The 21,912-nt window shown below is 68.4% G+C and carries 15 protein-coding genes; 7 read left to right on the forward strand and 8 right to left on the reverse strand.

The features are described 5' to 3' along the window. Nucleotides 1-135 precede the first annotated feature (135 nt). On the reverse strand, nt 136-1,740 hold the full coding sequence (locus DAT35_RS06045) for an N-acetylmuramoyl-L-alanine amidase (RefSeq protein WP_108065931.1): 1,605 nt from the start codon (nt 1,738-1,740) through the stop codon (nt 136-138). A gap of 237 nt (nt 1,741-1,977) precedes the next feature. Here DAT35_RS06045 and DAT35_RS06050 point away from each other — a divergent pair, with 237 nt between their 5' ends. Next, complete coding sequence (locus DAT35_RS06050) at nt 1,978-2,712, forward strand: metallophosphoesterase (protein WP_108065932.1); 735 nt, start codon at nt 1,978-1,980, stop codon at nt 2,710-2,712. 39 nt (nt 2,713-2,751) lie between these two features. Here DAT35_RS06050 and DAT35_RS06055 read toward each other — a convergent pair whose 3' ends face one another. The 3 genes from DAT35_RS06055 to DAT35_RS06065 all read right to left on the reverse strand — a co-directional run bounded on the left by DAT35_RS06055 (nt 2,752) and on the right by DAT35_RS06065 (nt 7,373). Beyond that, the gene (locus DAT35_RS06055; RefSeq protein ID WP_108065933.1) at nt 2,752-5,049 is read right to left on the reverse strand and encodes an HYR domain-containing protein; all 2,298 of its coding nucleotides are present in this window, start codon (nt 5,047-5,049) and stop codon (nt 2,752-2,754) included. Between the two features lie 252 nt (nt 5,050-5,301). After that, nucleotides 5,302-6,045: a hypothetical protein gene (locus DAT35_RS06060; RefSeq protein WP_108065934.1), complete on the reverse strand. Its 744-nt coding sequence runs from the start codon at nt 6,043-6,045 to the stop codon at nt 5,302-5,304. Next, entirely contained in the window at nt 6,042-7,373 is a 1,332-nt protein-coding gene (locus tag DAT35_RS06065; protein ID WP_108065935.1) for an AAA family ATPase, read from the reverse strand. Before DAT35_RS06065 ends, DAT35_RS06060 begins: the two co-directional genes overlap by 4 nt. A 184-nt stretch (nt 7,374-7,557) precedes the next feature. Here DAT35_RS06065 and DAT35_RS06070 point away from each other — a divergent pair, with 184 nt between their 5' ends. Continuing rightward, entirely contained in the window at nt 7,558-8,409 is an 852-nt protein-coding gene (locus tag DAT35_RS06070; RefSeq protein WP_108065936.1) for a class I SAM-dependent methyltransferase, read from the forward strand. Here DAT35_RS06070 and DAT35_RS06075 read toward each other — a convergent pair whose 3' ends face one another. Beyond that, entirely contained in the window at nt 8,410-10,326 is a 1,917-nt protein-coding gene (locus tag DAT35_RS06075) for a potassium transporter Kup (protein ID WP_108065937.1), read from the reverse strand. 296 nt (nt 10,327-10,622) lie between these two features. Between DAT35_RS06075 and DAT35_RS06080 the strand changes: the two genes are divergently transcribed. Together DAT35_RS06080 and DAT35_RS06085 are read left to right on the forward strand one after the other, a co-directional pair. Continuing rightward, nucleotides 10,623-13,880: a GAF domain-containing protein gene (locus tag DAT35_RS06080; protein WP_199242824.1), complete on the forward strand. Its 3,258-nt coding sequence runs from the start codon at nt 10,623-10,625 to the stop codon at nt 13,878-13,880. A gap of 111 nt (nt 13,881-13,991) precedes the next feature. Further along, nucleotides 13,992-14,267, forward strand: a complete 276-nt coding sequence (locus DAT35_RS06085; RefSeq protein WP_108065939.1) for a DUF378 domain-containing protein — start codon at nt 13,992-13,994, stop codon at nt 14,265-14,267. Between the two features lie 80 nt (nt 14,268-14,347). Here the strand turns inward: DAT35_RS06085 and hflX are convergent, their stop codons facing one another. After that, complete coding sequence (gene hflX, locus DAT35_RS06090; protein ID WP_108065940.1) at nt 14,348-15,784, reverse strand: GTPase HflX; 1,437 nt, start codon at nt 15,782-15,784, stop codon at nt 14,348-14,350. 208 nt (nt 15,785-15,992) lie between these two features. Between hflX and DAT35_RS06095 the strand changes: the two genes are divergently transcribed. After that, a complete protein-coding gene (locus DAT35_RS06095; protein WP_108065941.1) occupies nt 15,993-16,901 on the forward strand; it encodes an RluA family pseudouridine synthase in 909 nt (302 codons plus the stop codon). 403 nt (nt 16,902-17,304) lie between these two features. Then, nucleotides 17,305-18,198, forward strand: a complete 894-nt coding sequence (locus tag DAT35_RS06100) for an MliC family protein (RefSeq protein WP_108065942.1) — start codon at nt 17,305-17,307, stop codon at nt 18,196-18,198. A gap of 187 nt (nt 18,199-18,385) precedes the next feature. Here DAT35_RS06100 and DAT35_RS06105 read toward each other — a convergent pair whose 3' ends face one another. After that, entirely contained in the window at nt 18,386-19,885 is a 1,500-nt protein-coding gene (locus DAT35_RS06105) for a heme peroxidase family protein (RefSeq protein ID WP_108065943.1), read from the reverse strand. A 470-nt stretch (nt 19,886-20,355) separates the two neighbouring features. Further along, nucleotides 20,356-21,078 (reverse strand): hypothetical protein, encoded by a 723-nt coding sequence (locus tag DAT35_RS06110; protein ID WP_108065944.1) that lies wholly within the window; start codon nt 21,076-21,078, stop codon nt 20,356-20,358. Between the two features lie 203 nt (nt 21,079-21,281). On the opposite strand from DAT35_RS06110, the gene DAT35_RS06115 reads away from it, so the two are divergent. After that, complete coding sequence (locus DAT35_RS06115) at nt 21,282-21,641, forward strand: hypothetical protein (RefSeq protein ID WP_108065945.1); 360 nt, start codon at nt 21,282-21,284, stop codon at nt 21,639-21,641. Nucleotides 21,642-21,912 lie beyond the last annotated feature (271 nt).

The raw sequence follows: 21,912 nt of genomic DNA on the forward strand, positions 1-21,912 counted from the left end.
TGGGAAGCCCGTTTTTCTTGAAATTCCATACTGTTGGAAATGGTTCCGTGACGCGGACGTGACGCGGTCCACGGAGCAGGGCGAGCACGGTCAGTCGCCGCGGCCCACCCTGCCCCGGGTCAACACGTCAGGGGATCAGCGCACGCGGATGGCATCCGCGATGACCACCGAGCCCTCGGTGGTCCAGCGGCTGAGCTGCACCTTGTTCAAACCGGCCGGGAAGCTCCACGTGCCCAGCGTGTTCCAGGCGCCGCCATTGACCTGCTGGTTCACGCTCACCGTGGCCAGCTTGGTGCCGTTGACGTCTGAGATGATGAAGGGCGCCGTGGCCGAGCGGTTGGTGCCCGCCGTCCACCAGGCGTCGATCGTCTTGCTGCCCGCCACCGGCAGGTAGAAGTAGAACGTCGCCGGGTCGGAGATGGCCTGGGTGTTGGCGTAGTAGTAGTCCGAGCCGTAATAGCCCGACGTCGCGGACGCGGAGACCCAGTTGCCGGACACCTCGATGTAGCCCCTGGCGGTGTCATTGTTGGCGTTGTTGCTGTCGATGATGATGGGGTCGCCGCAGTAGCCCTTCACCTTGCTGATGTACGAGGACCACGGCCAGTTGGGACCCGGATCCGTGCGCGTCGCCGGCTGCAGGCGACCGTGCGCCACGATGTGGTAGCTGTCTCGCACGATGCCACGGTCCCTCGTGATGTCGCACGAGAGCTTCGCCGAGGCGTCGATCTGCCCCGTCGGGAAGGACGTCTGGCTGGCGAAGCCACCGTGCTCGATGCCCACCGCGAAGTGGTTCACCGACACCCCCTTCAGGTTACTCAACACACCGCCGTTGAGGCTGGGATCGTAGGTGGCGCCCACGTGCCAGGCGCGGTTCGCCTCGGCCACGAGCTGGGAGATCTCCGAGCCGTCCTCACTCACCACGTAGTGCGCACTCACGCCGGCGTCGGGGTTGATCAGCCAGCCCCAGCAGCTCGAGTACGTGCCCTCGCAGGTGTGGATGACGACGATCTGCACGCCGCCGGTGGAATCGGTGGGACGCGAGTTGAAGTTGGGCGAGGGGCGCCAGATGGCGGCGGCGTAGTCCGGGCCCGCGGCCATGGCATGCACGCTCGGCGAGGCGAACTGCGCCTGCACCCGCGTCGGCATCAGCGACACCGCCACCGCTCCCGCCGGCGTGCTCGCCACCGCTCCCTTGCGCAGCACGTCGTACACCTTGCTGTGGATGTACTCGGCCTGCGCCTCGCTGTTGGTGATGCCGCTGAGCTTCGCGGCCGCAGGCGCCCACGCGCCCAGTTCCGCCCGGTCCACCTTCAGCGCATCCGCGTACGAGGACAGCAGCGCCGCCGCGCCCCGGATGTTGGCCAGGAGCTCGGTACGAACCGCCTCCTCCGACACGCCAGCCAGGCGCGCGGCCTCGGCCACGTTGGCGCCACGCAGCGCCATCAGGCCGTACGCCGCCGGCATGCCCTCGAACTCCACCTCACCCTTCACCATCTCCCACCGCGTCTCGGTGAAGGAGATGGCCTTGAGCAGGTCCGCCGGAACCTTGAACTCGGCGGCGGCCTGGGCGAAGGCACTGTCCAGCTCGTACGGAGTGCGCTCGGCCTCGCGCTGGGCAGGGGTGCGCGAGTCCTCGACGGCGGCGGGAGTCGTGGAGGGGGTGGGCTCCTGCGGACCACACGCGGCCAGCGAGAGCGCGGCGGCTGCTGCGGCCACCAACGGCTTACGGAACGGGTGCATGCATGCACTCCTTGTAGGGGGGGGGAACGGCAGGTGAAGCGCAGGCTCCGCCCCTTCTGGGGGGAGCTTGCCCGACAAGATGCCTTTTCTTGTTGTACTTGAAAAGCCCGCCTATATTTGAATTCAAATAAAACGAGAAATTTAAGGAGAAAGCAGGCACCCAGACGGCCCGGGGACTGGCAGGCGGAGGGCCACGTCGAGGGCGACGCGGGAAGCGGGCTGGGTTAGGAGAGGGGGATGCGTCTCTTCGCCATCGGGGACACCCATCTGCCCTCCACGCGCAACAAGGACATGCACCGGTTCGGGTGGACCGAGCACCCGCTGCCGCTGCAGCGCGCCTGGGACGCGAAGGTGCGTCCCGAGGACGTGGTGCTGGTGGTGGGAGACATCTCGTGGGCCACGCGGCCCACGGAGGTGATGGACGATCTGAAGTGGCTGGACGAGCGGCCGGGCCGCAAGGTGCTGGTGCGCGGCAACCACGACTACTGGTGGGGAGACTCGGCGTCGAAGCTGCGCAAGCTGCTGGAGCCGTACAAGTCGCTGGAGGGCTTCCTGCACAACAGCGCGTTCGTCATCGGGCGGTGGGTGATCGCCGGCACGCGGCTGTGGACGGCGCCCGAGGCTCCGCCGATGCCGGGCGGGGAGATGGGGGACGAGACCGGAGACGCGGGGTACGTGGAGCGGGAGACGCGGCGGCTGACGACGTCCATCGCGGACGCGGAGAAGAAGGAGAAGGAGAGCGCCGAGCCGCTGACGCGCGTGGTGGCGGTGCACTTCCCGCCGATGTACGCCAACGAGAAGCCCACGGCGTTCCTGGGGCCCATCGAGGCGTTCAAGCCGAAGGTGTGCGTGTACGGGCACCTGCACGCCGGAGGCATCCCGGCCGGCTTCACGGGAGAGCGGGCCGGGATTCGCTACGTGCTGGCCTCGTGCGACGCGGCGGGCTTCTCGCCGGTGCTGCTCGACGAATGAGCCCGCCCGGGAGCTCGGCGCGGGGCTGAGTCTCCGGCCCTACTGCGCCAGGGAGATGGGCTTCCACTGAAGCCCACTGCCCTCCGGACGGCAGGAGCGCCAGACCTCGCCACTGTCGTGCACGGGAGCACTCCCATACGCCAGGGGCACCCCCACGGGGCACAGGCCCTGGGTGACATTGCCCGCTGCATCGCGCACCTCGAAGTGGAGCGTGTACGCGCGGCCATCCCCGGCGGCCGAGCGGTCCGCACGAACCTTCACCGTGGTGGCATCCACGAAGACGATGTCCGGCTCGGCGCCACTCTGGGCCTCGTCCGAGGAGACGCAGGAGATGGAGGCCGAGGCTCCCGTCTGCGTGAGGCCACCGCCGCACTGGTCATGCACCACGATGCAGTCCTCGAGGCGGATGGTGCGGTAGCGCTGGTCCGCGGGCCAGAGCGGCTCGGGCGGCGACAGGGTGACCACCGGAGGCGTCTGGTCCACCACGTTGATCGTGGTGGTGCACGACGATTCGTTCCCCGAGGTGTCCCGCGCGGTGTAGCGCACCACGTTGGAGCCGAGCGCGTACCAGTCCGCCATGGGGCCGGAGACCTGGGCCGCGGTGCAGGAATCGGTGGCGGTGGCCACGCCGGGGTCCACGTAGGCGGAGGCGCGGCCGGTGCACTCGGCGACGATGGGCGCGGGGCACTCGACGGAGGGCGGTTGCGTGTCCACCACCGTGACGGTGGGCGCACAGGTCGAGGTGTTGCCAGACGCGTCCACCGCCGAGTACGCGAGCTTGTGCGAGCCCAGCGGCAGCGCCATCGCATCGGGCTGCGTGACCGTGGCCGGGCCACAGTTGTCGGTGGCGGTGGCGGACGGCGGCGACACGAGGGCGAGGCCCTGGCCGGAGCACTCCACGCGGAAGTCCGCGGGGCACACGAGCGCGGGAGCCTCGCAATCACGCACCTTCACCTGGGACCAGCACGAGTCCTGCGTCTGGCCATCCGAGGCGGTGACACAGACGCCGTACTCTCCCGGGGCATACGGACCCTGCGGGTGCAGGTCCCACGAGACCGAGTCTCCATCCGGGTCCGTAGCGGTCGCCAGGTTGGTGACGGTGGCCACGCACACGCCCGGGTCCGTGCACACGGAGACATCGTGGCAGGTGGTCTGGGGCGCGCGGTTCTCCTTCTGGCACGAGGCGCTGCAACCATCCCCGCTCGTCTGGTTGCCGTCGTCACACGACTCGCCAGGGTCCACGCGGCCGTTGCCACACCGGCGCTCCAGCTTGCACGAGGCACTGCACCCATCTCCGTCCTTCACGTTCCCGTCGTCGCACGCCTCACCGGGGTCCACGGTCCCGTTGCCGCACACCTGGCAGTCCGTGTCCTGCCCATCCACCGCGCCGTCCCCGTCGTTGTCGATTCCGTCCGCGCAGTTCTCCGAGGTGAGGATGACGGCGGTACCTCCGAGCATCACCGGCCTGCCCGAGTGCGGGTTGTAGACCTCGTTGTTGTAGGCGAGCACGCGCAGCCCCGAGAAGCCCGCGGGCCCCGTGAAGACGTTGTGGAAGGACTTGTGACTGAGCTCGGAGGCGCTGATGGTGGGCGCGAACATGTGGAGCTCCGCGCTGGGCTCGGCGAAGTCGAACGTGACGTCCGCGGTGTCGAGCGGAAGGGGGAGGAAGCCCCAACCTCCGCGGACCTCGGCCTGCGTGAGCGCGATGAGCGAGCCCCCCTTCTCATTGATGAACCGCGCGAGGTCCCGCTGGCGCGTGTTGAGCGCGGAGATCTGCTGCTCGGTGAGGCCGCCCAGCGTGTGATGCTCCGCCGAGGGCAGGTAGACGAAGGCGAAGCGGTTGAAGTCCACCTTGGAGATGTCCTCGATCGAGCGCACATGGGTGACGCGCGCACCGGGGCCACCGTGGGTGGGCTCGTTCCAACCGTTGAAGGAGTTCAGCGCCTGCCCACCGTTGACGCCGATGGCGAGGATGCCCGTGCCTCTCGAGCGCGAGCGGGAGAGCGCGGCCCGGAAGAGCGAGGGATAGAGGCCGCCGCAGCGAGTCCCCTCGCAGTGCCACAAGTCATCGGCGTCATCGCCCGTCACGACGACGAAGCCGCCGCGGGCAGGACCTCCCGGAGGAGGCTCGGAGGAGGTGGGAATCCCGGGGGGAGGCCTGGACGAGGGTGGCTGGGTCTCCAGCACGGGCGCGGTCTCGTTCAGGGAGGGCGACTCCGAGTCCTCGTCGTAGCCGCCACAGCCTGACACGAGGCCGACGAGCGACAGGACGGACAGACACACACCGAAGCCACGAAGCGTGCTCGGCAAGCGAGCAGTCAGGCAGGTATCGCGCATGAAATTTCCCCAGCGAGGGCAACGCAGCACCCATGCTGGGCAAATCAGTAGTGATGCAGTGGCCTGCGCGAGGAGCGTGCAGGCGGTGCAATGTCCAGCGAGAGACCCCCTGACGTCCGCTCCACGACGAATGCGGCGGTGTCCCTGTCCACCAGTGACGTGGCCTCCGTCCTGGAGGGCTGTAGCACTGTCATCGGCGAACGGTTCTCACGTGGAGACAATCCGAAACGGCGCGAGAGCAGGCAGCCAGGCTCAGAGCCAGCCCCTGATGTCGGGGTACTTGTCGAGAACCGACAGACAGCGTTCATCAATGAACGTCGCCGCATACGGTCCCGACGCGATGTCGAGGAACCAGACGAAGACGCTGGCAAACGGAAAGCGGCAGAGGGTCCGCTGCGTCTCGATGGCACGCACCCAGTCTCTCCGTGAGCAGAGGTCGTCGTAACGCAGCAGGAGCGCCGGAAGGGTGTTCCATGCATCCTGGCGTCCCTTCTCCAGGATATCGCGCCCCAGCCCGAAGACCTCGATGCTCTTCTCGCCCTTGGGACTCTCCCGGCCCTCAATCGTCCTGGGGCGGTACTTGCCGGTCCTGACCGAGAGGACCAGATGCTCGCGAGGCTCCTCTACGGTGGGATCAATCAGAAGCGGAACCCCGGAGCCATCCAGGGGGAACTGCTCGCGCTTGTAGTTGCTGTTACAGCCGCTGCGCGCCAGCAGGTAGTTGGTCCAGGAAAAGGCCCGCTCGGGGAATCTCGACTTCGGCCAGAAGTGCTCGATGTCCGTGGCCGCGCTGTCCTCGCAGTACATGCAGCGCTGGCGCCCCGTCGCCATGGACTCAAGTGTCGCGCGAACCTCCTCGAACGCCTTTTTGTCCTGCAGCTTCCACAGGTGCTGCGCTTCTCTTTTTGGATCTGCAGCGGTACGCACCTGTTGCGTGCGCTCGTCGAGAAAGGCCATCGTCGACGTGCTCAGCGGCTCACGGTTCAACTTCTTCATTTGTCGAGCCCGAGCTTCCGCACCGCGCGATCCACGAGGGCACTCCCTGTGTTTGGGAGTTGCGCGGAGAGGCGGTCCAGTTCCTCGCGCTCCTCGGGGGTAGCTCCACCTTCGAGGACACGTGCCTCCAGTTGCGCCACGCGCTCGCGAAGCCGCTCGGACTCATCGGAGTGGACGTGCTCGAGCCCGAACAACTCGGTCAAGGCTGCCTCATCGACGGTGCCATTGACCACCGTCTTGTACAGCTCGTCGGAAACGTGCTCTGCAGTGCGGTCCTCGCCTGGGGCTGGGAGCCGGATGAGCCCCTTTGGGTCCGCAGCTTGGCAGACGAACGGGCTGTGCGTGGTGACGATGAATTGGATGTTCGGGAACCGGCTCTTGAACCAGAAACCGATGCGCCGCTGCCAGGAGAGATGCAGGTGTAGCTCAACCTCATCAATCAACACGACGCCAGGGTATGACACACACCATCTGCCATCTTGTTGAACCAGCTTGAATTCGCCATAGGTCGCATGGAGCTGGCGGGCGATGTCCATCACGAGAGCAACGACCGTCCGATAACCGTCGCTCATGTCGCGTAGAGGAAGAGACACTTGCCCCTGAGTCACCCACAACCCCTCGGAATCGACCTTGTCGACCTTCGTGGAATCAGGCAACAAACCATCGTTCAGCAACTTCAAGACCCCATCGAGAAGCTCCGCCGCTCCTTCACGCTTCTCCAGACGTCGCAGGTGTAACTCCTTGAGCCACTGGACGCTCTCGATGAGCGCGGAGTCTTCTCTGAAGAGATTTACCAGCCGAGTTACGGAAGGCGGACCTTGCATCAACCCCTGAACGTCAGAACCAGAGCCCGACAACCTTCGGTAAGGTCCATAACCAACCATGAACCATCCGACCGGGTTGATAGCCCAAGGACCACGCTCCTGAAGCTGAGGGCGGAGTTGGACTTTGCGCTCATCATCAAGCGCAAATAGCGCAGGCTCAGATCCACCAGCCATGCGGATCCATGCCAACCCCGTCCACATGCGCTCTTGGGGCACATCATTCGATCCGCTGAAGCGATCTGCTTCGTCAATAGCCAACTCTGTCGAGGCAATAGCCCCATCTTCTCCCTCACGGATCCACCCGACGAAGCTCCGCTGTAACCCACGCATAGCGCCAGGGCCCACAATCGTGAGGGCAATTGCCTTCAGGAGGGTGGACTTCCCGGAGCCATTGCGCCCAGCCAGCACTGTCCAACCCGCGTAGCGCCCATCGGGGCGCTGAAAGTCGATGCCAATATCAGGAAGCCCCCGAACGTCCTTGAGCAGTACTCTACAGATGTACATGCCGTCTGACCTTGGCCCTCTCTCTTACAATCCGCTCCGCACCTTGGGTGTTGTTCCATCCACCCGCCACGCTCGATCACCATCCATACCCCGTCCCCCGCTTTCTCGCACCTGTCCGTCAGGTCTCGGGATGCTGCCGCGTCACGGGGGCGGAACGCGCTGCCCTCCCCCGGAGACCCTCCCCATGCCGAAGAAGGAACTGCACGAGGCCAACCGCCTCTCCTGGAACGCCGCCACCCGCGCCCACAACAGTCACAAGGGCGACCAGGCCCGCTTCCTCCGCGAGGGCGGCTCCACCCTCTTCCCCGAGGAGCTCGAGCTGCTCGGTGAGTTGCGCGGACGCTCGCTCCTCCATCTCCAGTGCAACTCCGGCCAGGACACCCTCAGCCTCGCCGCCCTCGGCGCCCACGTCACCGGCGTGGACATCAGCGACGAGGCCATCGACTTCGCCCGCCGCCTGTCCGCCGGCTCCGGCCTCCCCGGCACCTTCGAGCGCGCCGACGTCTACGATTGGCTCGCCTCCGCCCCACCTGCCCGCTTCGACCTCGTCTTCAGCTCCTACGGCGCCATCTACTGGCTGTCCGACCTCGAGCCCTGGGCCGAGGGCATCTCGCGCGTCCTCAAGCCCGGTGGCCGCTTCGTCCTCGTCGAGTTCCACCCCGTCCTCTGGCTCTTCGACGAGAAGCTGCGCCTCACCTATCCCTATGGCGGCGGCCACCACGTCCCCGAGGCCGTCGGAGTGGGGGACTACGTCGCCCTCTCCGGCAAGGGAATCACACCCTGGGGCTACGAGGAGGGCGTGCGCGACTTCAACAACCCCCACCCGAGCCACGGCTTCCAGTGGGGACTGGGCGACATCATCAACCCCCTGCTGCGCCACGGGCTCACGCTCGAGCGGCTGGAGGAGTACTGCTACACCAACGGCTGGAACGGCCTCGAGGGCATGCGCGAGGCCCCCGGGCGCCGCTACCTGCTCCCCGAGGGCGTCCCCGAGCTGCCGTTGATGTACGGCCTGGCGGCGCGCAAGGCCGGGTGACTACAGCTCCACCTGCGCTCCCAGCTCCACCACCCGGTTGGGCGGAATCCGGAAGTACGACGTCGCGCTGCGCGCGTTGCGCGACATCCACGCGAACAGCGCCTCCCTCCACATCGCCATCCCCGGCTTCTTGCTCGGAATCAACGTCTCCCGCCCCAGGAAGAACGACGTCCCCATCAGGTTGAACTGCAACCCCTTCTCCCGGCCCCGCTTCAGGATGTCCGGAATGCTCGGGTTCTCCATGAAGCCGTAGCGGGCAATCACCCGCACGAAGCCCTCCTCCAGCTTGATGACCTCCACCCGGTCCTCCGCCGGCACGTGCGGCACCTCCTCCGAGGCGATCGTCAGCAGCATCACCTGCTCGTGCAGCACCTTGTTGTGCTTGAGGTTGTGCAGCAGCGCCGGCGGCGTGCCCTCGGGGCTCCCCGTCATGAAGATGGCCGTCCCGGGCACCCGCACCGGCGGATGGTTGCCGAAGCTCTCCAGCAAGTCCTTCAGCGGCATGGTGGTGGCCCGCAGCCGGCTCGCCAGGATGTCGCGGCCCCGCTTCCACGTCGTCATCAGCGTGAACACCACCACCGCCAGCAGCAGCGGGAACCAGCCTCCCGCGGCGACCTTCACCACGTTCGCCCCGAAGAAGCTCAGGTCCACCAGCGCGAAGAACCCCGCGATCGGCAGCGCCACCGCCCTCGACACGTTCCACCGCTCGCGCGCCACCACGTACGCCAGCCCCGTCGTAATCGCCATCGTCGACGTCACCGCGATGCCGTACGCCGACGCCAGGTTCGTGGACGACTTGAAGCCCAGCACCAGGCAGATGACGCCCACCAGCAGCGCCAGGTTCAGGCCCGGCAGGTAGATTTGCCCCCGCTCCTCCGCCGAGGTGTGCACCACCTCCAGGCGCGGGCTGTAGCCCAGTTGGATGGCCTGCTGCGTAATCGAGAACGCCCCCGAGATGAGCGCCTGCGAGGCGATGACCGTCGCCCCCGTGGACAGCGCCACCAGCGGGTAGAGCGCCCACTCCGGCGCCAGCAGGTAGAAGGGGTTGCGCGCCGCGCTCGGATCCCTCAGCAGCAGCGCCCCCTGCCCCATGTAGTTGAGCATCAGCGCCGGCAGCACCACCGTGAACCACGCCCACTTGATGGGCTTCCAGCCAAAGTGGCCCATGTCCGCGTAGAGCGCCTCGCCACCCGTCACCACCAGGAACACCCCGCCCAGCACCAGGAAGCCGTGCCAGTGGTTGTCCATGAAGAAGCGCACCGCCTGCATCGGCGAGAACGCCCACACCACCGCCGGGTACGTCACCATCTCCTTCACGCCCAGCGCCGCCAGCGTGATGAACCACACCAGCATGAACGGCCCGAAGATGGCGCCAATCCCCGCCGTCCCGTGCCGCTGAATCAGGAACAGGCCCAGCAGGATGAGGATGGTCAGCGGCTGGATGTAGCGCTCGAACAGCGGCGTGGCCACGCTCAGGCCCTCCACCGCGCTCAGCACCGAGATGGCCGGCGTAATCAACCCGTCCCCGTACAGCAGCGCCGCGCCGAAGATGCCCAGCGTTATCACCACCGGGCGCACCTTCACCTCCTCGCCTCGCTTGCGCTGCATCGCCAGCGCCATCAACGCGAGAATCCCGCCCTCGCCCCGGTTGTCCGCCCTCATCACGAACACCAGGTACTTCACCGACACCACGATGATGAGCGCCCAGAAGATGAGCGACAGCACCCCGAGCACGTTCTCATGCGTCGGCTGCACGCCGTGCTCTCCGGTGAAACACTCGCGCAGGGCGTACAGCGGGCTGGTTCCGATGTCTCCGTAGACGATGCCCAACGCTCCCAGCGCCATCGTGGCGACGCGTTTGTAGGGCTCCGTGGCTTCCGGAACAGCGGGGGTCGAGGGGGACGACGGTGCACTCATGGGCGCCTCCTCTAGCCCAACCCCGGCCCGGGAACAGCCCTTTGCCACCGTTCTGACACCCCGAATTCCTGGATTCCAGGTTCTCCCTGCAATATTATTCACTGCTCGTCACACCCGGGGAATACACCGGGTCCCACTTGCCCAATGGAGCTCAAACCATCTGGCGAGGGGAAAGAGCATCCGTCCGGAATCCATCGTTTACCCGGGCCTCTGGAGGTTGGCCGACCCCGTGGGGCCTCATCGGGTCACCTTTTCGTGCTCACATGCGCCGCCGGCAAGCGGCTGGCGGAGACCCATTGGGAGCAGGAGCCAGAGAGGCGCGCAGACAAGACGCCGGGGCGCCGGACGCCGAGCGGCTGACGCTCCTCGTCGAGGCGTCCCATCAGCTCGCCGACGCCGGCCTGGAGCCGCACGCCGTGCTGGAGCGCCTGTGTGGGCTGATGGTCCCCCGGCTGGGCACCACCTGCCACGTGCGCCTGCTGTCCGAGGACGGCCTCTGGCTCAACCCGGTGACATCGGCGCACACGGACCCACGGGAGCTCCCGCTGTTGCAGCGCCTGGCCACCCTGCCGCTGCGCGCGGACGAGGCCCCCCACGTGGGCGTCCTGCGCACCGGCCGTCCCATCCTGTGCACCCCGGCGGAGCTGACCCACGGTCAGAACCCGGCGCTGCCCGCCGAGCCGTCGCTCCGCATGGCGGAGCTCGCCACCGTGCACCTGCTGCTGCTGCCCCTGCGGGCGCGCCAGCGGCCCCTGGGCACGCTCGCCATCTTCCGAGGGCCGGACGTGCCGCCCTTCGAGAAGGCCGAGCAACTGCTGCTGCAGGAGCTGGCGGACCGGGCCGGGCTGGCGCTGGAGGTGGCCTCCGCCTACGAGGCCGAGCGCCGCGCCCGGCACGCGGCGGAGGTGGCCGCCGAGAGGCTCGCGCGCCTGCAGCGCGTCACCGAGGCCCTCAGCGAGGCCGTCACCCCCGCGAACGTGGCCCGCGTCGTCGTGGAGGAGATGAGCGCCGCCATCGGCGCGCAGCGGGCCATCGCCATCGCCCCGCGGGCGGATGAGCCCGGGCTGCTCGAGGTGCTGAGCCACCGGGGCATCGCGCCGTCGAGCCTGGCACGCTGGTCCCGGCTGCCCGCCACCGCTCCGGTGCCCGTGGCCAGGGCGTACCAGACGGGCGAGCCGCTGTGGCTGGAGTCGCGAGAGGCGCTCACCGCCTCGCGCCTGGAGTCCATTGTCTCGGACTCGGAGGTGACGCACGCCATGGTCGCCCTGCCACTGCGGGCGCGCGGGCGGACCCTGGGTGCCATCGGCTTCGGCTTCGAGGCGCCCCGGACCTTCGGCACGCACGAGCGCGGCCTGCTGCTGGACCTGGCGAGGCAGAGCGCCCAGGCGATGGAGCGCGCCTGGCTCTACGAGGCCGAGCAGCAGGCCCGCACCCGCGCCGAGCGCGTCGCCGCGCGCACCGCCCGCCTCCAGACGCTCAACGCCGCCCTCTCCCAGGCCCTCACCGCGCCGCGCGTGGCGGAGGTGGTCATCGACCAGGGCGTGGCGGTCATCGGCGCCGAGGTGGCCTGCCTGTGGATGGTGGACGAGTCCGGCGCCCACGCCCAGTTGCTGCGCAGCGTGGGGATCCCACCGGAGGTGACGGCGGTGGTGGGCACCCTGTCCTTCGGCAATGCCATGCCCCTGGACGACGTCATCCAGTCCGGACGGCCCGTGCTGCTCGAGTCGCGCGAGGAGATTGCCCGGCGCTACCCCGGGATGGACGCGCAGCTGCGCACGCTGGCGCCCACCGCGGCCCCGCTCGCCGTGGCGTGCCTGCCCCTGACAGTGGACGGGCACAACCTGGGCATGCTCGTCTTCGCCTTCGCCGGGGTGCACCGCTTCGACGACGACGAGCGCGTCTTCCTCACGCTGCTGGCCCACCATGCCTCCCAGGCGCTCGAGCGCGCGCGGCTCTTCGCCCAGGAGCGCAGTGCCCGCGAGGCGCTGCGCGACGCCCACCACACGCTGGAGGCCATCGTCCAGTCCTCGCCCACCGCCATCACCCTGGTGGAGCTGGACGGCCGGGTGCGCCTGTGGAACCCCGCCGCCGAGCGCATCTTCGGCTGGAAGGCCGAGGAGGTGCTCGGCCGCTTCATCCCCGTGGTCCCCGAGAACAGGCTGGGGGAGTTCCGCGACAACCTGGCACGCATCGCCCGGGGCGAGTCCATCCTCGGCATCGAAACGCGCCGCCACCGGCGCGACGGCACCACGCTCGACGTGGCCATGTGGGCCAGCGCGGTGAGCGTGGCCGGGGACCGGCGGCTGTGTCTCGCCGTGCAGGCGGACATCACCGAGCGCAAGCGCGTCGAGGCGGCCCTGCGATTCCTCGCGGAGGCCAGCAGCGTGCTCGCCAGCTCGCTGGACCATGAGGTGACGCTGGAGCGGGTGGCCCACCTGGCCGTCCCCACGTACGCGGATGGCTGCTACGTGTACCTGGTCGGTGACGCAGGCATGGTGAGCTGCGTGGCCACCGCCCGCGCCGCGGAGCAGCAGCAGTTGCCTCTGGAGCTGGGGCCGCTGGCACCGGGAGAGTCCGCGGTCTCGCGCGTCATCACCTCGGGGCAGCCGGAGCTGTGCGCGGACCGGGGCTCGCTCGCCTCTCTTCCGAAGCACCCGGGGCCCCTGCTGCCGTGCGAACTGGCCGCGCGCTCCTACCTGTGCGTGCCCCTGCTGGTGCGCGGACAGACCATTGGCGCACTGTCCTTCGTCTCCTCGCGGCACAGCTATGACATGCGGGACCTGGCGCTGGCGCAAGACCTGGCCCGGCACGCCGCCCTGGCCATCGACAACGCCCGCCTCTACCGCGAGGCCCGGGACGCCATCCGCCTGCGCGAGGAGTTCCTCTCCATCGCCAGCCACGAGCTGCGCACGCCCATCACCGCGCTCCTGCTCCAGGTGCAGGGGCTGCTCGGGGTGTGCGCGCGCAACCCCGACGGCGTTCCACCCCAACGGCTGCGCCGCGGCCTGGAGATGGTGGACCGGCAGGTGAAGCGGCAGATGCACCTGGTGAATGACCTGCTCGACGTGTCGCGGCTGGGCGCGGGCCGGCTCGAGCCGCGGCCGGAGCCATTGGACCTCGCCGCCCTGGTGCGCGAGGTGACGGAGCGGTTCGAGCAGGAGCTGGCGCGCACGGGCTCGCGCCTCACGCTGCACGCCCCGGCCCCGGTGCCCGGAAACTGGGACCGGATGAGGTTGGACCAGGCGGTGACGAACCTCGTCTCCAACGCGGTGAAGTACGGGCAGGGCAACCCCATCCACATCACCGTGGAGGCCGAGGGCGGATGTGCCCGCCTGGTCGTGCGCGACGCGGGCATTGGCATCGGGCCCGAGCACCTGGAGCGCGTCTTCGGCCGCTTCGAGCGCGCCGTGTCCGAGCGCCATTACGGGGGCTTCGGCCTGGGGTTGTGGATCGCCCGGCAGAGCATCGAGGCCATGGGCGGCCACATCACGGTGAGCAGCCAGCTGGGCGTGGGCTCCACCTTCCGCGTGGAGCTGCCCCGCGCGCTGGAGTGAGCCGGAGGGCAGCCGGCCAGCCGGGCCCGTCCCGGGCCGACCACCGGGCGAAACATTCCCGAGATGGCTCCTCCATCTAGGAGCAGACCTGAATCCGCGAAAGGAAGAGCCATGACAGCGAGAACGCAGTCGACCCTCAGCGCCTTCAGCAAGCTGCTCGCCGTGCTGGTCATCATCGGCGCCCTCAACTGGGGGCTCATCGGCCTCTTCAAATGGAACCTGGTGACCGCCCTCTTCGGGGAAACGAGCGCGTGCGGCCAGTGCCTCTACATCCTCGTGGGACTGGCCGGACTGGCACTCGCCTTCACCTTCCCGTGGAGGAACGAGCGGGTGGGACCCGGCACGGCGGAGCGGAGCCAGGACTCCCCCAGGGAAGTCCGCCCCTGACCTTCTTCAGACTCTGGTTGTGGGCCTTCAGGCGCGACAGTGGGCTTGATCCGGTTACGTGGACAGTTGGGTTATGCTGATCAGGCGCTCGCGAGCGCCCGGCGCAGCCGCGCGATTCCGCCGGGCAGGCCGCGCACGGTCATCCGCCGGCCCGTCTCGTCGTAGGCCTCCTTCACCACGCGCGCGTGCTCGAATACCTCGCCGAGCAGCGCCTGCCGCGCGTACGGGAGGACGAGCTCGTCCTCCACCATCAGTCCGTCGAAGTAGTCGATGATGTGCTGCCGCAGCGCCGCCACGTCCTCGGGCGCCTTCGCCGAGAGCTGGAGGGCATCCGGGAAGCGCGCGGTCAGCGCCGCCCGCTCCTCCGGGGCGACCTTGTCCATCTTGTTGAGCAGCAGCCGGCTCGGCACTGCGTCGGCGCCGATCTCCCGCAGCACCTCGAGCGTCACCTGCAGCTGGCTCTCGAAGGTGGGGTCGGACGCGTCCACCACATGCAGCAGCAGCGACGCCTCGAGCGCCTCGTCGAGCGTCGAGCGGAACGAGGCCACCAGGTCGTGCGGCAGCTTCTTGATGAAGCCCACCGTGTCCGAGATGAGCACCCGCGGCCGCGTCTCGGGATGCAGCGCGCGCACCGTGGTATCGAGCGTCGCGAACAGCTTGTCCGCCACCAGCACCTCGCTCCCGGTGAGCGCGCGCATCAGCGAGGACTTCCCCGCGTTGGTGTAGCCGACCAGCGCCACGCGCAGCTGGTCCCGCCGCGCGTGGCGCCGGTGGTCGTTGTCCTTCTGGATGACCGCGAGCGCCTCGCGCAGCTCCGCGATTCGGTCGCGGATCTTCCGGCGGTCGAGCTCGAGCTCCGACTCGCCCGCGCCCGGGCCCTGCTGGCGTCCGCCGCCCGAGGACTCGCGCATGCGCGGCGCGACGTAGCTCAGGCGGGCGATCTCCACCTGCAGCTTTGCCTCGCGGCTGCGCGCGTGGCGGTGGAAGATCTCCACGATGACGCCGGTGCGGTCGAGCACGCTCGCCGCCGTGGCGCGCTCCAGGTTGCGCGCCTGGCTCGGCGAGATGTCGTGGTCCACCACCACCACCGTGGCCTTCGGCGCGGCGTCCGCGGCGGCGTCGTCGGAGGGTGGCTCCTCGCCGCCCTCGCCCTCGTCCTCGTCCTCGGGGGCGTCCGCGCTCCCGTCTCGGGGCAGCTCCTCGTCCGCGGCCTCGCCCTCCTCCGCGTCCGCCCCCTCGAAGCGGGCGCGCGCCTTCGACTTCTTCGCCGCCACGCCGGAGGGGACCACCCCGGTGCCGCCCGTCAGCTTCGCGAGCTCCTTGAGCTTGCCGCTCCCCAGGACCGCCCCGCCGGCGAGCGCGCTGCGCTTCTGCGAGAGCGTCGCGACGACCTCGTAGCCGAGCGTGTGCACGAGCCTGCCGAGCTCCGCGAGACTGCCCGCGTGGTCCTCATCGGACACACCGGGGAGTTGGACGGCGACGAGGACGGCGCGGGGACGGGGGGCATTGGTTTCCACCGGCGGGTTGCTAACACGAACCCACCCGCACCGCCGCACCTGTCTCCCGGGCTCGCCGAGCAGGCAGGCCGCCTCGGTTCCCGCCGCTTCCAATCGCAGTGACTCTTCTTCGAGTGGGTGAAGGACCTGGAAGGTCCGCGCCCCGCGTGAGATGGTCCAGACCCCCGAGCGTGGCTCTCCAACCCGCTCTTCGAGAGGGGGTAGCGGCGTGGCTTTCAATAAGGGTTATGCCTACCGCGAGCAGCTGGGCACCCGGGCGCGGGGACAGAGCACGCTCTCCTATCTGGTCGCCACCTACCGGCACTCCCCGAGCGCGGTGTGGCGGGAGCGGCTCGCCCGGGGCGAGGTCCTGTTGGATGACCTCCCCGCGACGGGCGAGGAGCGGCTGAATGCCGGCCAGTGGCTCGTCTGGAACCGGCCTCCCTGGGAGGAGAAGGAGACGCCGCACGACTACTCGCTCGTGCACGAGGACGAGGCGATCCTGGCGGTCATCAAGCCGGGCGGCCTGCCCACGGTGCCGGGCGGAGGATTCCTCGAGAACACCCTGCTGCACCTCGTGCGGGAGCACTTCCCGGAGGCGAGCCCCCTGCATCGGCTGGGACGCGGCACCTCGGGCCTCGTGCTCTTCGCGCGCACGCACGACGCGGCGGCGAAACTGTCCCGCGCCTGGCGCGATCACGAGGTGGAGAAGCGCTACCGGGCCCTGTCGAGCCGCGTGGCCACCCAGGAGTGCTACGAGATCAACGTGCCCATTGGCGAGGCGGAGCATCCGGGCATGGGCATGGTGCCCATGGCGACTCCAGGCGGGAAGGCGTCCCGGAGCCTGGCGCGCGTGCTCCAGCGGCGCGCGGCGAGCACCCTCTTCGAGGTGGACATCCAGACGGGCCGCTCCCAACAGATCCGCATCCACCTGGCCTTCATCGGGCATCCGCTCGAAGGAGATCCCGTCTACACCGTGGGAGGTGTGCCGCGCGCCGAGCATCCGGGACTGCTCGGGGATATCGGCTACCTGCTGCACGCGGAGCGGCTGTGCTTCGTGCATCCGCTCACGGGAAAGCGCTTGGAGCTCCACGCCTCCATCCCGCGCGAGCTCCAGGTGGAGGAGAACGCGGGCTGAACGGGCGCGAGTACCGTGCGGCAGCGTGCAGGCGCCAGGGGAGCCCAACCCCTCTGTCCACTGGGTCGGGGCAAGCTCACCCAACACGGCGACCACCGCGAAACCCAGACACAGCATGAGCTTCTTGAGCATGAGGCCTCCTCGGAGCAGGAGTCCTGAATATGGCACACACTTCGAGTGAACTACCGAGCTCCTTCCACGGGCGTGAAGTCTTCATCATCATGCTCATGGAAAGTACCTACCGCTCTGTCAACGTGCCCCCCACCCCCACCCTCGTGCCCAAACAAGCGGGCGTGCAACTCATTGAGCCCCCCGCAAGGCGGGCCTGACGGCACTGGACGCCAAGAAGATCAACAAGCTTTATCAGTGCCCCTGACGAAGTGCCCGTGGGAGCATATGGATCGTGACCCACACAACGCCAACCCGAAGACCCTCGAGCAGACTCACCCCGGCCGCACTGGTGCTGGTGCTCGCGGGCTGTCAGCACGCACCGGAGTCCCAGGCCGTTCCATCGTCGCCAGCGCCTGCCGCGGCGGCGCCCGTGAACCCCGGGCCCGGCATCTGGACCTACGTCTGCGGAAACGGCGAGACGCTCCGGGCGGACTATCCGGGCGCCGACACCGCGGTGGTGGAGCGCGGTGGCCGGCTCCATCCGCTGAAGGCCGCGCGAGCCGCGAGCGGTGCGCGCTACACGGGCTCGGGCCTGCAATGGTGGACCCGGGGCTCCGAGGCCACCCTGAGCCAGCTGAAGCCCGGTGAGGAGCTCGCCAGCGACCCGGGCGTGGTGTGCCGGGTCTCCGTCGACGCACCCGTCTCGCCGCCACCGCCCGGGGCGCCCGGCGGGCTGCCGGACGATCGCACCCCGTTGTCGGAAGCACCCGCGGGGCCGAAGAGCCCGCAGGCCGCGGGCGATGTCGTGCAGACCTATTTCGCGCTGCTCGAAGCCGGGAAGTACGGCGACGCCTGGCGGCTCTGGTCGGATGGCGGAAAGGCCAGCCAACGCACGGAAGCCCAGTTCGCCGCCGACTTCGACCGTTACACCAGCTACCACGCCCAGGTCGGCGCGCCCGGCCGGCCCGAGGGAGCGGCGGGCTCGGTCTATGTCCAGGTCCCAGTGGTCATCTACGGGCGGTTCAAGGCCGGGAACGAGCTCCACCAGTCGGGAACGGTCACGCTCCGGCGCATCAACGACGTCCCCGGTTCGACGGAAGAGCAACGCCGCTGGCACATCACCCGGATCGAGCTCTCACCCGAGACACAAGGGCTGGGCGTGTCCGATACCCGGGGGCCGACCTGACGAAGCCGGAGGCGGAACGGAAGGCGAAGTCCTCGAAGCCCTTGGGCATCGCTCCCACCGGCCGCTGCACGGGCCGGGACAGCTGGGTGGCCAGCGCCGAGGGCGCACGCGTACACGACGGACTGCACCCGGCCGGGGCGCGATGGCGGCACCCGGCCGGGGTTCTTCACTCCACGACCGCCTCACCTCAGGGATTCAGGTTCTTCGGGTCGCTGATCGGCGCCAGGTCACCCACGAAGGAGAGCAGGTCCGTCATGGTGAAGTCGCCCGCCTTGGCCGCGGGCAGGGTGGGCGTCCACTGCGGATTGCTGGCCAGGAAGGAACTCGTGTCCAGCTCGAGCAGGCCCACGAAGACCTCGGACAGGATGCGGCTGCCCACGGGACCCAGGCGCTTGCTGCCCCCGCGCTGCTCGGCCTCCTTGAGGATGTAGTACCAGAGCGGAGTCTCGAGGTGCAGGTTGTTCTTGGCGGCCACCGCGCCATCGGGCCCCGTGGCGATGTCCTTGGGCGAGAGCGGCTGGATGCGCATGCGCCGCGCCACGTTCTGTCCCGAGGGCAGGCCGAGGCTGCGCCCGCGCTTCAGGTTGGCGATGGGCAGGTTGGTGCCCGGCAGCACGCCGTGGTCGGGAATCTCCGAGAGCGTCGGCGAGAGGAACGGGTCGAGCTTGCGGCTGAGGCCCGCCGTCACCCCATCGTTGGGGAACTTGAAGAACCGCCGCCAGTCGATGATCCAATCGCTGGGGATGGGCACACCAATGCCCGAGCGCCCGGAGAAGCGGAACAGCAACTGGAGCGTCGCCGGCACCTTCTTGCGCGGGCCGTCCTTGAAGGTGAAGACCTCGTTGTAGTCGTACGCCTCGCGCACCATGCTGTGCCCCAGGCGGTACGCGGCGGCGGAGAACTCCACCGGGATGAAGGCATCGCCCTCGGGGAGGTAGAACGACCGGCCCTTCTCGAGCACGTCGTCGAGCACGTCATCGTCCACCACGCGCCGCAGGAAGTCGTTCAGGACGATCCACTGGTAGTGCCAGATGACGAGCTTGCGGGCCTGCTCGAACAGGGTGAGCTGGGTGGCGGACGGGGGCGGCGCGATGGTGCCGGCCTTCAGCCCATCGACCACCTTGTTGTGGAAGCGGAGGAAGGCCAGGTGCAGCTGGGCGACGATGAGGTTCTCGTCGTTGCGAGGGTCTCCGATGATGGCCAGGTTCTGCGAGCCACGCGGCAGGTCGAACGGGAGCGCCGTCTTCACCTTCGGATCGCCGATGCCGGGAGTCGTGTTGGTGCGCCCGAGGACGAAGCGCGCCTCGTTGGGAGGGAGCTCGTAGAGATAGGGCTGATCGCCCGGCCCCCGGCCATAGACGCAGTCCAGGTCGAGCGCGGGGGTGCGGAAGTTGTGGAGGGCCAGCGGGTCGACCTGCACCTCCTGGATGGGCGTGGTGTCGAAGGTGATGTCGTGGTCGATGAACTGGCCCAGGTACGTGAAGCCCGCGGGGACGTCCTCGTTGTCACCCTTGGGGTCCGCCGGGGCGGGGTCCTTCATCGCCCGGCCGAGCTCCTCCAGCGCCGCCACCGGCGGCAGTAACGGTTGCAGCGACGGGAAGATCCTCCCGAACTTGCCCGAGGGGACAAACTGCCCCAACGGAGTCCCTTCTCCATTGCGAACCAGAAGACCATGAATGGACGGCATCGCTTTCCCTCCTGTGGGTACTGCGACCGGACAGACAGCGGTCGACGCGTCTGTGAGGGCGCGGGCCTGCCCCATGCTGGGTGGGAAGCTCGGAGAGCTGGCGGCCACGCGCGGCGCATGGATGAGCGCTCGGGCGATGGGCCACAATGTACGAAAGGGCACGTGTCCGGTAGCGCTCCAGCCACTCGGACCACGAGGTGATGCGGGAGGTGCGGCACCCGCCGGGAAGGCTCCTTACTCCTGTGTCAGAGTGCCGCCGACGGGACCGAGGTCGCGGTAGGCATCAAGGGCATTCAGGGCTGGGACTTCTGGTTCGACACCGCCGAGTTCTGCAAAAAGGCCCCGGAGAGCTTCGCGGCCATCGCCGACGAGTTCGACTTCTCTCGTCTCGACGACTGCACGCTACCGCCCTCTTCCGCCTCGCCGAGCGCCAGCTGGAAGAGGGTGCTGGCCGCGAGCTGCGCCGCCGGCTACTTCTGGGTCAACTCTTCCTTCGTGGAGACCTCCGCGAGGACGGCATCGAAATCCGGGGCGGTGAACTGAAGGTCATCCGTGGGGGTCCTTGCGAACCGTGGCAGGCAGCGCTCGAGCTCGTCGCGGAGTCCCTGGCGAACCGCGTCTTTACGCTTCACCGTTGCCTCGTCGGGTCTCGCGCCACTCCGCAACTCCGAGATATCGGTTCGAAGTCGTTGCACGTAACGCGCGGCGACCCTCTCGAATCTACCACCGAGGAGATACCGCTCTGACGCCATCAAGTTCCGTAGTGTCACGAATTCTTCCTTAAACGTCTCGTACCTGGACTTGAACGAGGCCTCCCTGGACTGGTCTGTCGCGTCCCCGCACTTCTCCAACAGCTCGGTCAGCAGAAGCTCCCCGGTAATCTCAACCTTGGATAGCGCAGAGAAAAACCGGTGATACGCGGCGATGCGGGCCTTCGCCAGCTCCGACGCAAGCGCCTGGTCCCGCTTGAAGATCTCCAGCCGCTGCTGAAGCCAGTAGCCCACGCCGGCCGCGGCGACGCCGAGGAAGAGCTTATCCAACACGGAGAGCAGTAGCTTCTCCAAGGACTCGGGCGACCGAGTCGCCACGTACCCCACCATGGCGATGAGAACGGCGAGGAGGAGGACGACGCCCAGGCCGACGAGAATCCTTCGGAGGTTGGCCCCTACTCGGAGTGATGCACTCTGAGCCATCCCCCGAGGCCAACACCCCGGGTCCGCGGCGCCTGCCACAACTCCTGCGCACGACGCCACCCCACCCGCGCGCTCGGGGAGCAGTCAGGTCCGGACGGCTGCGGCGCCCAGGGTTGAGGCGTGCGCAGGCGCGAAGCACGGTGAGGCGTGTGACGCGCTCCCTGCGCCCGCCTAGGCCCTTCGATGGGCTGGAGAATCACATCATGAACCTCAATTCCACCATGCCCCAGCCACTTACCCTGTCCTCCGGCCTCACGGTGTATCTCATCCTCTGTAGGTCCTTCGCCGTCCCCCTCCAGGGTGTCAACCCGACCGAGGCAGACATGGACGAGATCGACAGCATGCTGTCGGGTGGCATCACCTTCCTGCGCCCCCCTCAGGCCGAGGAAGCGATCCTGTCCACGAGCCGTGTCGCGCGAGTTCAAGTCTTCAAGGGCGCGGCGATGCTCTACCAGGGCAGCAACCCAAGGATGACGAACGCAGAGTCCCATGAACTCCGGCACATCATGCGCGGCCGCGGCATCCAAGCGAACTGGTGGTGCGAGAGCGACGACGAGCGGTGACATCCCCGGTTCCGGTCTCGCCACATCCTCGGAAGATGTGGCGACTACCCCATGCCAGGGGTGCTGCACCGCCGCTCCGGGAGAAGGGGCAGGAGGCGCCAGCCCGTGCGCAGCCGCGACGGGGTGGGTCAGTTGAAGGGCGGAGGAGTCTCCGGCGTGGAGACATTCTGGAGATGAGCCTGGGCCTGAAACTACCGGGGCCGGAAACCGCTGAGATTCCAGCAGCTTCCGGCCCCGATTGAAGTGTCCCCGACGGAATTGGAGCCCGTGG

Origin of the sequence: Vitiosangium sp. GDMCC 1.1324, assembly GCF_003044305.1 — a bacterium.
Taxonomy (GTDB): Bacteria; Myxococcota; Myxococcia; order Myxococcales; family Myxococcaceae; genus Archangium.

Excerpts from the sequence above, each read along its gene's own strand:
- DAT35_RS06075 (WP_108065937.1), bottom strand. The coding sequence starts at position 10,326 with ATGAGTGCACCGTCGTCCCCCTCGACCCCCGCTGTTCCGGAAGCCACG.
- DAT35_RS06070 (WP_108065936.1), top strand. The coding sequence starts at position 7,558 with ATGCCGAAGAAGGAACTGCACGAGGCCAACCGCCTCTCCTGGAACGCC.
- DAT35_RS06110 (WP_108065944.1), bottom strand. The coding sequence starts at position 21,078 with ATGGCTCAGAGTGCATCACTCCGAGTAGGGGCCAACCTCCGAAGGATT.
- DAT35_RS06105 (WP_108065943.1), bottom strand. The coding sequence starts at position 19,885 with ATGCCGTCCATTCATGGTCTTCTGGTTCGCAATGGAGAAGGGACTCCG.
- DAT35_RS06055 (WP_108065933.1), bottom strand. The coding sequence starts at position 5,049 with ATGCGCGATACCTGCCTGACTGCTCGCTTGCCGAGCACGCTTCGTGGC.
- DAT35_RS06085 (WP_108065939.1), top strand. The coding sequence starts at position 13,992 with ATGACAGCGAGAACGCAGTCGACCCTCAGCGCCTTCAGCAAGCTGCTC.
- DAT35_RS06060 (WP_108065934.1), bottom strand. The coding sequence starts at position 6,045 with ATGAAGAAGTTGAACCGTGAGCCGCTGAGCACGTCGACGATGGCCTTT.
- DAT35_RS06065 (WP_108065935.1), bottom strand. The coding sequence starts at position 7,373 with ATGTACATCTGTAGAGTACTGCTCAAGGACGTTCGGGGGCTTCCTGAT.
- DAT35_RS06050 (WP_108065932.1), top strand. The coding sequence starts at position 1,978 with ATGCGTCTCTTCGCCATCGGGGACACCCATCTGCCCTCCACGCGCAAC.
- DAT35_RS06115 (WP_108065945.1), top strand. The coding sequence starts at position 21,282 with ATGAACCTCAATTCCACCATGCCCCAGCCACTTACCCTGTCCTCCGGC.
- DAT35_RS06045 (WP_108065931.1), bottom strand. The coding sequence starts at position 1,740 with ATGCACCCGTTCCGTAAGCCGTTGGTGGCCGCAGCAGCCGCCGCGCTC.